The organism is Tepidimonas aquatica, assembly GCF_007556585.1.
Classification (GTDB): Bacteria; Pseudomonadota; Gammaproteobacteria; order Burkholderiales; family Burkholderiaceae_C; genus Tepidimonas; species Tepidimonas aquatica.
The window spans coordinates 44,325-57,379 of record NZ_VJNA01000017.1 but is presented as its reverse complement, the minus strand read 5'-3'; the positions used below and the strand labels follow the sequence as shown (position 1 = coordinate 57,379).

Sequence of the window (13,055 nt, the reverse complement as noted above, 5' to 3'; positions counted from 1 at the left end):
TGAGCACTTGAAGGTTGTCCAGCGACACATTGCCCCGCTGCCGCGGCAGGCAATCCTCGATACGCGCGAATTGCGCAGGCGTAAGTTCCATGCGCAGTATGTTAGCACGTAGTGTTAACAGGCCCTAGCGCACGGCGCATGGTGGCAGCGCCGATAAACGGCGGGTTGCCAATGATGTAGTCGGCCTCCGGCCATTGCGCCTTGCGCGGGTTGCGGTAGCGCTCGATGGGCACGCGGGCGGTTTCGTCGGGGATCAGCTCGCCGGTGACGGGGCTGGGTTTGTAGCTTGTGCCATCCCAGCGGGTGAGCGGGCGACCGGCTTCGTCGGTGACAAACTCCACGCCGTCATGCTCGATCAGGGCGTCGCGGTGCTGGATGTTGTGGAAGTCGCGCAGTACCGGGTCGGGCAGGCCATCGAGGTTTTTGTGGATGCGGTAGTGCCATTGCAGGTAGCCGATCCAGAGCACCATCTCGGCAATGGCGGCGGCGCGCGGGTTGATCTCCAGCCCCAAAAACTGATGCGGGTCCACGGTGACGCCGGCCATCTCAAGCAGGCCCTGGGTGTCGCCCAAATCGGCCAGCAGGTTGAGCACCTCGCCTTCCAGGCGCTTCATGTGTTCGAGGGCCACGTACAGGAAGTTGCCGGAGCCGCAGGCGGGGTCGAGCACGCGGGTGTGGCAGAGCTGGTGGTGAAAGGCGCGCACCTCGGCGATGGCCTTGTCCGGTTTGCCTTGCGCGCGCCAGGCCTCGGCGGCGACCTGCACGTTTTGCCACTCGCGGCGCAGGGGTTCGATGAGGGTGGGCATGACCAGGCGCTCGACATAGGCGCGCGGGATGTAGTGGGCGCCGAGTTTGTGGCGCTCTTTGGGGTCAAGGGCGCGTTCGAGCAGGGTGCCGAAGATGGCCGGTTCGACAAAGCGCCAGTCGGCGCGGGAGGCTTGCAGCAGCAGGCCGATCTGGTCGCGATCCAAAGGGATGACGTCCGGTTCGGCGAACAGGCCGCCGTTGAAGCGGCGGATGCGTTCCAACAGGCGCGGGTCGAAGCCGCCGTGGTTCATGGTCTGCCACAGGGCCTCCAGCGCGGGGGCGAAGGTGGCCGGTTTGTCTTGCAGATTCTCCAGCAGGCTGGTGAAGCCCCGCTCCGGCAACAGGCCCACGTCTTCGGCAAACATGGTGAACAGGGCGCGCATGAGGAAGTGGGCGACGCGCTGCGGGGCATGTCCGGCGGCTTCCAGCGATTTGGCCAGACGCGCGAGCTGGTCGGCAATGGCGCGCGTGACGCGCGCGGCCTCGCGGCTGGGGTCGAGCTTGAGCGGGTCGAGCCAGAGCAGGCGCAGGCGCTCGCGGATGGCCGGATCGCGCAGATCATGCAGGCGGATGCGGTGGTGCGCCGGGTCGGGATAGGGGACGTAGGTGGAGCCTGAGCGGGTGAATTCGGCGTACAGCTCGATGGAGCGGCCCACGTCCACCACGACGATGAACGGCGGACGGCCCTCGCTCGCGGGCAGGGCGCGGGCGTACTGGTCGGCCTGCGCCTGGGCGCGCAGCATGGCGCGGTCCCAGCCGTCGGTATCCAGCTCCTTGCCGGTCTGCTTGGCCTCCAGCACAAAGCAGCCGCGCCGGTAGAGGTCGATGAAACCGCGCGTGCTGCTGCCGTCGGGGTGGTGAATCTCCACCCGCCGCTCGAAGACGTAGGCGTTGTCGCGCGTGTCCTCCGAGGCAGGCTCGGGGCGCGGCAGGTCGAGCAGCTCGCACAGCTCGGTAAGAAAGAGCTGGTAGTTGGCGCGCTCGCTGCCCGAGGCCGCGCTCCAGCGGGTGATGAAGGCTTCGATGTCAAGGTGCATAAGGTTGGTCTGCCGAAACCGTGTGACAGCTTGTACGCGCCAGCGGCGGCGCTGGCATCGATGGTACCAAGCCGACCGCGTTGGCCGCGTGCGCCGTCCAACGTTATCGGGTCACGGCAAACCTGCATGAGATAGGCACAAATGCCGGTCATCGTCGGACCAGTTTTGTAGGGCTTTTTTGGCGCGTGCCCATCGACGCGATGGCTGGAGAGCACGGTGACTTCAGAGAACCGCCTCCAGCCCTTTACGTTCGATGAGATCGAGCAGCTTTTGCGAGGGGCCACTGGGCTTCTTGTCGCCTATTTCTCACTTACGCACGGTCGAGACGCTGGACCCCTGGTCTGGGTAGCGCGGAGCTGTCAGCGCAACAAAAAAGCCCCCTTGAGGGGGCCTTAGTAGTGGCTGGAGCGAGCGCCGGGCGTCAGACCGTCACATCCTTGGCCGTCTCGATGTACTCGTCGATCTGGTCAAAGTTCATGTAGCGGTACACCTCGTCGGCCTTTTGGTTGATGACGCCCATTTCCGTCATGTACTCCTCGACCGTAGGCAGGCGGCCCAGGCGCGAGGCGATGGCGGCCAGCTCCGCCGAGGCCAGGAACACGTTGGTGTTGCGCCCCAGCCGGTTGGGGAAGTTGCGCGTGCTGGTGGACACAACGGTGGCGCCTTCGCGCACCTGGGCCTGGTTGCCCATGCACAGGCTACAGCCGGGTATTTCGGTGCGCGCGCCGGCGGTGCCGAAGGTGGCGTAGTAGCCTTCCTTGATGAGCTCGTTTTGGTCCATCTTGGTCGGCGGCGCCACCCACAGGCGCACCGGAATGTCACGCTGACCCTGCAGCAGCTTGGCCGCGGCGCGGAAGTGGCCGATGTTGGTCATGCACGAGCCGATGAAGGCCTCGTCGATCTTGGTGCCGGCCACCTCGGACAGCGGACGCGCGTCGTCCGGGTCGTTGGGGCAGCACAGGATCGGCTCCTTGATCTCGTTGAGATCGATTTCGATGACCGCGGCGTACTCGGCGTCGGGGTCGGCCTCGAGCAGCTGCGGGTTGGCCAACCACGCCTCCATGGCCTTGATGCGGCGCGCCAGCGTGCGCGCGTCCTGGTAGCCGTTGGCGATCATCCACTTCAGCAGCACGATGTTGCTCTGCAGGTACTCGATGATCGGTTCCTTGTTGAGCTTGATCGTGCAACCGGCCGCCGAGCGCTCGGCCGAGGCGTCGGACAACTCGAACGCCTGCTCGACCTTGAGGTCAGGCAAACCTTCGATTTCGAGGATGCGGCCCGAGAAGACGTTCTTTTTGCCTTTTTTCTCGACTGTCAGCAGCCCCTGCTTGATCGCGTAGTAGGGGATGGCGTGCACCAGGTCGCGCAGTGTGATGCCCGGCTGCATCTGACCCTTGAAGCGCACCAGCACCGACTCCGGCATGTCCAGCGGCATGACGCCGGTGGCCGCGGCAAACGCCACCAGGCCCGAGCCGGCCGGGAAGCTGATACCAATCGGGAAGCGCGTGTGCGAGTCGCCGCCCGTGCCCACCGTGTCAGGCAGCAGCATGCGGTTGAGCCACGAGTGGATGACGCCGTCGCCCGGGCGCAGGCTGACGCCGCCGCGGCTGCTGATGAAGGCGGGCAGCTCGCGGTGCATCTTCACGTCCACCGGCTTGGGGTACGCGGCCGTGTGGCAGAACGATTGCAAGACCAGGTCGGCGCTGAAGCCCAGGCAGGCCAGGTCCTTGAGCTCGTCGCGCGTCATCGGGCCGGTGGTGTCCTGGCTGCCGACGGTGGTCATCTTGGGCTCGCAGTACGTGCCCGGGCGGATGCCCTTGCCTTCCGGCAAGCCGCAGGCGCGCCCGACGATTTTTTGCGCCAGCGTGTAGCCCTTGCCCGAGTCCACAGGCGCCTTGGGCAGACGAAACACCGTCGACGGCGGCAGACGCAAAAATTCGCGCGCCTTGCCGGTCAGACCGCGGCCGATGATGAGGTTGATGCGGCCACCCGCGCGCACCTCGTCCAGCAGCACCTCGCTCTTGAGCTGGAAGGTGGCGATGACTTCGCCGTTCTTCTCGATCTTGCCGTCGTAGGGATAAATGTCGATGACGTCACCGAACTCGATCTTGCTGACGTCCACCTCGATGGGCAGTGCGCCGGAGTCTTCTTGCGTGTTGAAAAAGATCGGCGCGATCTTGCCGCCCAGCGTCACGCCACCGAAGCGCTTGTTGGGCACGTAGGGGATGTCTTCACCGGTCCACCAGATGACGCTGTTGGTGGCGGACTTGCGGCTGGAGCCGGTGCCCACGACATCGCCCACGTAGGCGACGAGGTGGCCTTTTTCCTTGAGCTTTTGCAGCACGCTGATGGGGCCCCGTTTACCGTCTTCGTCCGGCTCGAACGGCGCGTCGGGGCGCTTGTTTTTGAGCATCGCCAGCGCGTGCAGCGGGATGTCCGGGCGGCTCCAGGCGTCCGGTGCGGGCGACAGGTCGTCGGTGTTGGTCTCGCCGGGGACCTTGAACGCCGTCACCGTGATCTTGCGCGGCACTTCGGGGCGCGACAGGAACCACTCGGCATCGGCCCAGCTTTGCATGACGGCCTTGGCGTACGCGTTGCCGGCTTGCACCTTGTCGGCCACGTCATGGAAGGCGTCGAACATCAGCAGGGTCTTTTTCAAACCCTCGGCCGCCACCGGCGCCACTTCGGGGTCATCCAGCAGGTCGATCAGCGGCTTGACGTTGTAGCCGCCCACCATCGTGCCCAGCAGCTCCGTGGCCTTGGCCTTGCTGATGAGGCCCACTTGGATGTCGCCGTGCGCCACGGCGGCCAGGAAGCTGGCCTTGACCTTGGCGGCGTCGTCCACCCCCGGCGGCACGCGGTAGGTCAGCAGCTCCAGCAGGAACTGCGGGTCTTCGCCGGCGGGCGGGTTTTTGATCAGCTCGATCAGCTCGGCGGTTTGCTGCGCGGTCAGCGGCAGCGGCGGGATGCCCAGCGCGGCGCGCTCGGCCACATGTTGACGGTAGGCTTGCAGCATGGTCGTGCTCCAGTCAGGAAAAGCATTAGGAAAGCAGGCCGCGCACCGGCTGCGGCAATGCCACGCCGGTGGCGTGCGCGCGTTGCAGCACCTGCCAAAAATAGCGGAACGAAGCCCGGTCGTGCAAATGACCCTGGTAGGCGATCGGCGCCCACTGCGCAGCGGCGGCGCGCTCGATGATCTCGGCGGCGCGCTGCACCTCGTCCAGCGGCGGGCGCAGCGCCGTGACGATCGGCTCGATCTGGTCGGGGTGGATGCTCCACATGCGCGTGTAGCCAAACTCGCGCGCGGCGCGCTGCGCGGCGGCGGCCACCGCGGCGCGGTCGCGAAACTCGGTCACCACGCAGTGCGACGGCACCTTGCCGTGCGCGTGCGCGGCACTGGCGATGTCCAGCTTGGCGCGGCGCACCAGCGGGTGGCTGAATTGGCCCTGCAGCGTCATGGCCTCAGCCGGGATGGCCCCACCGTGCGCCGAGACAAAATCCATCAGCCCAAAGCTGAGCGAGGCCACGCGCGGGTGCGCGGCGATGTCAAACGCCCGATGCACCGCCAGCGGCGACTCGATCAGCGTGTGCAGCGGCAGCTCCGGGGCGCCGGCTGCGGCCACCGCCGCGGCGGCACGCTCGACGTCGGCCACCGACTCCACCTTGGGGATCATCAGGTGCGTCAGGCGCGCGCCCACCGCCCCGACGATCGTGGCCACGTCGGCTTCGAAGGCCGGGTGGTCCACCGGGTGCACGCGCACGCCCACGCGCGGCGGCACCGGTGCGGTCCAGTCCAGCCCACGCACCAGCTCCACCACCAGCGCGGCGTGCTCGGCCTCGCCCCCCACCGGGGCGCCGTCTTCGCAGTCCAGCGTGACGTCGAAGACGCACACGCCGTCGCGCTGCGCCCACTCGGCCTGCAGCGCGAGGCTTTTGCGCATGCGCGCCTCGACCCCGGCGTAGTGGTCGCACACCGGCAGCGCGACCGCACCCGCCGACGCGCCCAGCAGCACGTGGGCGGGATGCAGCGGCGCCGCGGCGGTGGTCATCGGCGTGGCCCCGGCATCAGAGCAGGTGCGCGACGGCGGCGCGCTCTTCTTCCAGCTCGGCCAGCGTTTTGTTCAAGCACTGCTGGCTGAACTCGTCGATCGGCAAACCTTCGACGACGGCGTACTCGCCGCCCTCGCAGGTGACGGGGAAGCCAAACATCACGTCCTTCGGGATGCCGTACCAGCCCTGCGACGGGATGCCCATCGTGACCCACTTGCCTTGGGTGCCCAGGGCCCAGTCACGCATGTGGTCGATGGCGGCGTTGGCCGCCGACGCCGCCGAGCTCAGGCCCCGCGCCTCGATGATGGCCGCGCCGCGCTTAGCCACCGTGGGCAGGAAGACGTTGCGGTACCAGTCTTCGTCGTTGATCATGGCCTTGACCGACTGGCCCTCGATGGTGGCGAAGCGGTAGTCGGCGTACATGGTGGGCGAGTGGTTGCCCCACACGCACAGCTTTTCGATGCTGGAGACCGGCTTGCCGGTCTTGGCGGCGATTTGCGACAGCGCCCGGTTGTGGTCCAGCCGCAGCATGGCGGTAAAGTTCTTGGCCGGCAGGTCAGGCGCCGACTTCATCGCGATGTAGGCGTTGGTGTTGGCCGGGTTGCCCACCACCAGCACCTTGACGTTGCGCGACGCCACCGCGTTGAGCGCCTTGCCCTGCGCGGTGAAGATCTGCGCGTTGGCCGACAGCAGGTCCTTGCGCTCCATGCCCGGGCCGCGCGGACGCGCGCCCACCAGCAGCGCGTAGTCGGTGTCCTTGAACGCGGTCATCGGGTCGCTGTGCGCTTCCATGCCGGCCAGCAACGGGAACGCGCAGTCCTCCAGCTCCATCATCACGCCCTTGAGGGCTTTTTGCGCCTTCTCATCGGGGATTTCCAGCAACTGCAGGATCACCGGCTGGTCCTTGCCCAGCATCTCACCCGAAGCGATGCGAAACAGCAGCGCGTAACCGATCTGGCCAGCGGCACCGGTGACGGCGACGCGCACAGGCTTTTTGCTCATGGGGTTCTCCAGTTACAGGTGGGGTACAACGGCCCCGAGTGTACCTTGGTAAACCCTAGGCGTCAATTTGTCTTATGTCTTATATAAGATATGATTGCGCCTGAACAACACGGGCTCCGCCCCTGGCGCCCGTCCCGCTAACCATGACGATCGAACGTCCACCCGCACGGCGCGTGCCCAGCGCCTCGGCCGATGCCCCCGCCGGCAGTGGCGGTGTGGGCGCGCCCGCGTTCAGCCCGCTGTACCAGCAAATCAAGGCGCTGATCCTGCAAAGCCTGCAAGCCGGCGAGTGGCGTCCGGGGGACCTGATCCCGAGCGAACAGGAGCTGGCGGCGCGCTACAAGGTCAGCCAGGGCACGGTGCGCAAGGCCATCGACGAACTGGCCGCCGACAACCTGCTGGTGCGCCGGCAGGGCAAGGGTACGTTCGTCGCCACCCACGCCGAGCAGCACGTGCAGTACCGCTTTTTGCGCCTGCACCCCGACCACGGCGACCGCGCCAGCGAAGGCCCCGCCACGCGCGACATCCTGGCCTGCCGCCGCGTGCGCGCCAGCGCCGACGTCGCCGCCGCGTTGCAACTGCGCGCCGGCGAAACCGTCGTGCAGGTCACGCGTGTGCTGGGCTTGGGGGGCGTGCCCACGATTTTGGAAGACCTGTGGCTGCCTGGGCAGGCCTTTCGCGGGCTGACGATGGACACGCTGACCGCCTACGCCGGCCCCATGTACGCGCTGTTCGAGAGCGAATTTGGCGTGCGCATGGTGCGCGCCGAAGAGCGCCTCAAGGCCGTGGCGGCCAGCCCGGCGGCCGCCACGCGGCTGGCGGTGCCGGCTGGCACGCCGCTGCTCAGCGTCGAGCGGCTCGCCTACACCTACAACGGTGTGCCGATGGAGCTGCGCCGCGGCCTGTACCGCACCGACCGGCACCACTACCGCAACGAACTCAGTTGAGGCACTGCAGCCATGTTGCATTGCAATAGAATCCGACAGTTTCCCGTCAGTGAACTGACCGACGATCGCGGCCCGCGCGTCGCGCGCTGACGGCAGCGAGCGCGGCCCCACCCCAGGAGAACCCCCATGACGCCCATGCGACCTGCGCGGCCCGAGTTTCGCAACATCAACGCCTTCAAAGACCTCACCACCTACCGGCTGCCGGTGGCCGGCTGGGTGTCCATCCTGCACCGCGCCAGCGGCGGGCTGATGTTCCTGCTGTTGCCGTTCGTGGTGTGGATGATGGACGCCTCGCTGTCGTCGGAGCTGTCGTACGGTGCGTTCACCGCCGCTTTTGACGCGGGCGTTGGTTTCGTACCCGGTTGGTTCCTCAAACTGGTGGTGCTGGCGCTGATCTGGGCGTACCTGCACCACTTCTGCGCCGGCGTGCGTCACCTGATCATGGACGCCACGCACAAGGTGGACAAGGCGTTTGGCCGCTCGTCGGCCATCGCCACGCTGGTGGTCAGCCTGGCGCTGACCGCGTTGCTGGGCGCCAAGCTGTTCGGCCTGTACTGATCACCCTGACGGAGTAACGACAAATGGCAGTCAACTACGGCTCCAAGCGCGTCGTCACCGGCGCGCACTACGGTTTGCGCGACTGGCTGGTGCAACGCATCACGGCGGTGCTGATGGCGCTCTTCACGCTGGTGCTGCTGGCGCAGGTCGTCGTCCACGCTGGGCCGCTGGGCTACGAGGGCTGGGCCGGCATCTTCGCCGCGCCGTGGATGAAATTCCTCACCTTCGCGGTGGTCGTCGCGCTGGCGTGGCACGCCTGGGTCGGCGTGCGCGACATCTGGATGGATTACATCAAGCCCGTGGGGCTGCGTCTGGCCCTGCATGTGTTCACCCTCGTCTGGCTGGTCGGTTGCACGGGCTGGGCGTTTCAAGTGCTGTGGAGGCTGTAAGCCATGACCGTCGTCACCACCAACCTTCCCCGTCGTCGCTTCGACGTCGTCATCGTCGGCGCGGGCGGCTCGGGCATGCGCGCCTCGCTGCAGCTGGCGCGCGCCGGCCTCAACGTCGCGGTGCTGTCCAAGGTTTTCCCCACCCGCAGCCACACCGTCGCGGCCCAAGGCGGCATCGGCGCCAGCCTGGGCAACATGTCCGAGGACAACTGGCACTACCACTTCTACGACACCGTCAAGGGTTCGGACTGGCTCGGTGACCAGGACGCCATCGAGTTCATGTGCCGCGAAGCGCCCAAAGTGGTGTACGAGCTGGAGCACATGGGCATGCCGTTCGACCGCAACCCGGACGGCACCATTTACCAGCGCCCCTTTGGCGGCCACACCGCCAACTACGGCGAAAAGCCCGTGCAGCGCGCCTGCGCCGCCGCCGACCGCACCGGCCACGCGATGCTGCACACGCTGTACCAGCAAAACGTCGCTGCGCGCACCACGTTTTTCGTCGAGTGGATGGCGCTGGACCTGATCCGTGACGCCGATGGCGATGTGGTGGGCGTGACCGCGCTGGAGATGGAAACCGGCGACATCTACATCCTGGAAGCCAAGGCCACGCTGCTGGCCACCGGCGGCGCCGGACGTATCTACGCCGCCAGCACCAACGCCTTCATCAACACGGGCGATGGCCTGGGCATGGCGGCGCGCGCCGGCATCCCGCTGCAGGACATGGAGTTTTGGCAGTTCCACCCGACCGGCGTGGCTGGCGCCGGCGTGCTGCTGACCGAAGGCTGCCGTGGCGAAGGCGCGATCCTGCTCAACGCCAATGGCGAGCGCTTCATGGAGCGCTACGCCCCGACGCTGAAAGACCTGGCACCGCGCGACTTTGTCAGCCGCTGCATGGACCAGGAGATCAAGGAAGGGCGCGGCTGCGGTCCCAACAAGGACTACATCCTGCTCAAGCTCGACCACCTGGGCCCCGAGACCATCCACAAGCGGCTGCCCTCGGTGTACGAAATCGGCATCAACTTCGCCAACGTCGACATCACCAAAGAGCCCATCCCCGTGGTGCCGACGATCCACTACCAGATGGGCGGCATTCCCACCAACATCAACGGCCAGGTGGTGGTGCCGGACGGCCAGGGCGGCCAGAAGATTGTCAACGGCCTGTACGCGGTGGGCGAGTGCTCGTGCGTCAGCGTGCACGGCGCCAACCGGCTCGGCACCAACTCGCTGCTGGACCTGCTGGTGTTTGGTCGCGCCGCGGGCAACCACATCGTGGCCAACCTGGACCGTGGCCGCGAGCACAAGCCGCTGCCGAAGGACGCCGCCGACCGCACGTTGGCCCGCCTGGCGCGGCTGGAAAGCTGCCGTGACGGCGAATACGCGCAAAACGTCGCCAACGACATCCGCGCCACGATGCAGCAGCACGCGGGCGTGTTCCGCACGCAGGCGAGCATGGACGAAGGCGTGCGCAAGATCAACGCCATCCGCGAGCGCGTCGCGCACATCGGCCTGAAAGACACCTCCAAGGTGTTCAACACCGCGCGCATCGAGGCGCTGGAGGTGGAAAACCTGATCGAGGTGGCGCAGGCGACGATGACCTCGGCCGCCGCGCGCAAGGAGTGCCGCGGCGCCCACACCGTCAAGGACTACGAGCGCCCGGCCGACGACCCCGAGTGCCCGCTGGGCCGCAACGACAAGGAGTGGATGAAGCACACGCTGTGGTTCAGCGACGGCAACCGCCTGGCGTACAAGCCGGTCAACCTCAAGCCGCTGACCGTGGCGTCCATCCCGCCCAAGGTGCGCACGTTCTGACGCCGCCGTCCCTACGCCGGAGACCACCGACATGGCCACACGCACATTCAAAATCTACCGCTACGATCCGGACAAGGACGCCAAGCCTTACATGCAGACGCTGCAGGTGGAGCTGACCACCGAGCGCATGCTGCTGGACGCCTTGGTCAAGCTCAAGGAGATCGATCCCACGCTGTCGTTCCGGCGTTCCTGCCGCGAGGGCGTGTGCGGCTCCGACGCGATGAACATCAACGGCAAAAACGGCTTGGCGTGCCTGACCAACCTGCGCACGCTGCCCGACACCATCGTGCTCAAGCCGCTGCCGGGGCTGCCGGTGATCCGCGACCTGATCGTGGACATGACGCTGTTTTTCAAGCAGTACCACTCGATCAAGCCGTACCTGATCAACGACACGCCACCGCCGGAAAAAGAGCGGCTGCAGTCGCCCGAGGAGCGCGAGGAGCTCAACGGCCTGTACGAGTGCATCCTGTGCGCGAGCTGCTCGACCAGCTGCCCGAGCTTCTGGTGGAACCCGGACAAGTTCGTCGGCCCGGCGGGCCTGCTGCAGGCGTACCGCTTCATCGCCGACAGCCGCGACCAGGCCACCGCCGAGCGGCTGGACAACCTGGAAGACCCGTACCGCCTGTTCCGTTGCCACACCATCATGAACTGCGTGGACGTGTGCCCCAAGAGCCTCAACCCGACCAAGGCCATCGGCAAGATCAAGGAGCTGATGGTGCGCCGCGCCGTTTGAGACCTTGCCGGAGCCTGGGGCCATGGACGACCGCACGCCGCTGGATGAGCGCGAGCTGGCGCGTCTGCGCTGGCGCTGTCGCCGCGGCCTGCTGGAAAACGACCTGTTCATCGAGCGCTTTTTCGCGCGCCACGGCGACACCCTGACGGTGCGGCAGGCGCGCGGCCTGGCGGCGCTGATGGACCTGGCCGACAACGACTTGCTGGACCTGCTGCTGCGCCGCCGCGAGCCCGAAGGCGCTCTGGCCACGCCCGAGGTGCTCGAGGTGCTGGCGTTGCTGCGCACTCCCAATCCCCACGACAACCCACCCACCGCCACGACGAGCAAGGACTCCCCATGAAACTGCAAGCCCACAAGGCCACCCTGTCGTTCTCGAACGGCGCGCCCAGCGTCGAGCTGCCGATCTACTCCGGCACGATGGGGCCGGACGTCATCGACATCCGCAAGCTGTACGCCCAAACCGGCATGTTCACCTACGACCCGGGCTTTCTGTCCACGGCGTCGTGCCAGTCGGCCATCACCTACATCGACGGCGACAAGGGCGAGCTGCTCTACCGCGGCTACCCGATCGAGCAGCTGGCCACGCAGTGCGACTACATGGAAACCTGCTACCTGCTGCTGTACGGTGAGCTGCCCAACGCGCAGCAAAAAGCCGAGTTCACCGAGCGTGTGACCAAGCACACGATGGTGCACGAGCAGATGCAGTTTTTCCTGCGCGGGTTCCGCCGTGACGCGCACCCGATGGCGGTGCTGACCGGCCTGGTGGGCGCGATGTCGGCCTTCTACCACGACAGCACCGACATCAACAACCCCGAGCACCGCGAAATCGCCGCCATCCGCCTGATCGCCAAGATGCCCACGCTGGTGGCGATGGCGTACAAGTACGGCATTGGCCAGCCCTACATCTACCCGCGCAACGACCTCAGCTACGCGGGCAACTTCCTGCGCATGATGTTCGCCACGCCGTGCGAGGACTACACCGTCAACCCGGTGCTGGAGCGTGCGATGGACCGCATCTTCATCCTGCACGCGGACCACGAACAAAACGCTTCCACCTCCACCGTGCGTCTGTGCGGCAGCTCCGGCACCAACCCGTTTGCGGCGATCGCCGCCGGCGTGGCCTGCCTGTGGGGCCCGGCCCACGGCGGCGCCAACGAGGCGTGCCTCAACATGCTGGAAGAAATCCAGGCCATGGGCGGCGTGGCCAAGATCGGCGAGTTCATCGCCAAGGTCAAGGACAAGTCCTCGGGCGTGCGCTTGATGGGCTTTGGCCACCGCGTTTACAAAAACTACGACCCGCGCGCCAAACTGATGCAGGAGACCTGCCACGAGGTGTTGGGCGAGCTGGGTCTGGACAACGACCCGCTGTTTGCGCTGGCGCGCAAGCTGGAGCAAATCGCGCTGGAGGACGACTACTTCGTGCAGCGCAAGCTGTACCCCAACGTCGACTTTTACTCCGGCATCGTGCAGCGCGCCATCGGCATCCCGGTCAGCCTGTTCACCGGCATCTTCGCGTTGGCGCGCACCGTGGGCTGGATCGCTCAGCTCAACGAAATGCTGGCCGACCCCGAGTACAAGATCGGCCGCCCGCGCCAGTTGTTCACCGGCGCGGCGCGACGCGACGTCCAGCCGATCGAGCAGCGCTGATGCCCCACGGCCGCACCCGGCTTGCGGCCGCCGCCTTGTGGGCATCGATCGACGCCACGGCCTACAATCGTAG

11 protein-coding genes are annotated in these 13,055 nt (G+C 66.7%); 7 read left to right on the top strand and 4 right to left on the bottom strand.

Features of this window, described 5'->3' with window-relative positions; all coding sequences use genetic code 11:
* Positions 1-101: 101 nt before the first annotated feature.
* From Taqua_RS08020 to Taqua_RS08000, 4 genes are all read right to left on the bottom strand, one after another.
* Positions 102-1,844, bottom strand: coding sequence for a type IIL restriction-modification enzyme MmeI (locus Taqua_RS08020; protein ID WP_221933928.1), 1,743 nt, complete (start codon positions 1,842-1,844; stop codon positions 102-104).
* Positions 1,845-2,265: 421 nt separating this feature from the next.
* Positions 2,266-4,860, bottom strand: a complete 2,595-nt coding sequence (gene acnB, locus Taqua_RS08010) for a bifunctional aconitate hydratase 2/2-methylisocitrate dehydratase (RefSeq protein WP_144326180.1) — start codon at positions 4,858-4,860, stop codon at positions 2,266-2,268.
* Positions 4,861-4,885: 25 nt separating this feature from the next.
* A complete protein-coding gene (locus Taqua_RS08005) occupies positions 4,886-5,893 on the bottom strand; it encodes an HpcH/HpaI aldolase/citrate lyase family protein (protein WP_144326179.1) in 1,008 nt (335 codons plus the stop codon).
* Positions 5,894-5,909: 16 nt separating this feature from the next.
* Positions 5,910-6,896, bottom strand: a complete 987-nt coding sequence (locus Taqua_RS08000) for a malate dehydrogenase (protein ID WP_144326178.1) — start codon at positions 6,894-6,896, stop codon at positions 5,910-5,912.
* A 143-nt stretch (positions 6,897-7,039) separates the two neighbouring features.
* On the opposite strand from Taqua_RS08000, the gene Taqua_RS07995 reads away from it, so the two are divergent.
* The 7 genes from Taqua_RS07995 to Taqua_RS07965 all read left to right on the top strand — a co-directional run bounded on the left by Taqua_RS07995 (position 7,040) and on the right by Taqua_RS07965 (position 12,982).
* The gene (locus tag Taqua_RS07995; protein WP_144326177.1) at positions 7,040-7,843 is read left to right on the top strand and encodes a GntR family transcriptional regulator; all 804 of its coding nucleotides are present in this window, start codon (positions 7,040-7,042) and stop codon (positions 7,841-7,843) included.
* Between the two features lie 126 nt (positions 7,844-7,969).
* Entirely contained in the window at positions 7,970-8,401 is a 432-nt protein-coding gene (gene sdhC / locus Taqua_RS07990; protein WP_144326176.1) for a succinate dehydrogenase, cytochrome b556 subunit, read from the top strand.
* 23 nt (positions 8,402-8,424) lie between these two features.
* Positions 8,425-8,790, top strand: coding sequence for a succinate dehydrogenase, hydrophobic membrane anchor protein (sdhD, locus tag Taqua_RS07985; RefSeq protein WP_132961937.1), 366 nt, complete (start codon positions 8,425-8,427; stop codon positions 8,788-8,790).
* Between the two features lie 3 nt (positions 8,791-8,793).
* A complete protein-coding gene (gene sdhA / locus Taqua_RS07980) occupies positions 8,794-10,602 on the top strand; it encodes a succinate dehydrogenase flavoprotein subunit (RefSeq protein WP_144326175.1) in 1,809 nt (602 codons plus the stop codon).
* Between the two features lie 31 nt (positions 10,603-10,633).
* Positions 10,634-11,335, top strand: a complete 702-nt coding sequence (locus tag Taqua_RS07975) for a succinate dehydrogenase iron-sulfur subunit (protein WP_132961939.1) — start codon at positions 10,634-10,636, stop codon at positions 11,333-11,335.
* 22 nt (positions 11,336-11,357) lie between these two features.
* A complete protein-coding gene (locus Taqua_RS07970) occupies positions 11,358-11,675 on the top strand; it encodes an FAD assembly factor SdhE (RefSeq protein ID WP_144326174.1) in 318 nt (105 codons plus the stop codon).
* Positions 11,672-12,982 carry a citrate synthase gene (locus Taqua_RS07965; protein WP_132961941.1) on the top strand — a complete coding sequence of 437 codons (1,311 nt, stop codon included), beginning with the start codon at positions 11,672-11,674 and terminating at the stop codon, positions 12,980-12,982. The genes Taqua_RS07970 and Taqua_RS07965 overlap by 4 nt, the downstream gene beginning before the upstream one ends.
* Positions 12,983-13,055: the final 73 nt, after the last annotated feature.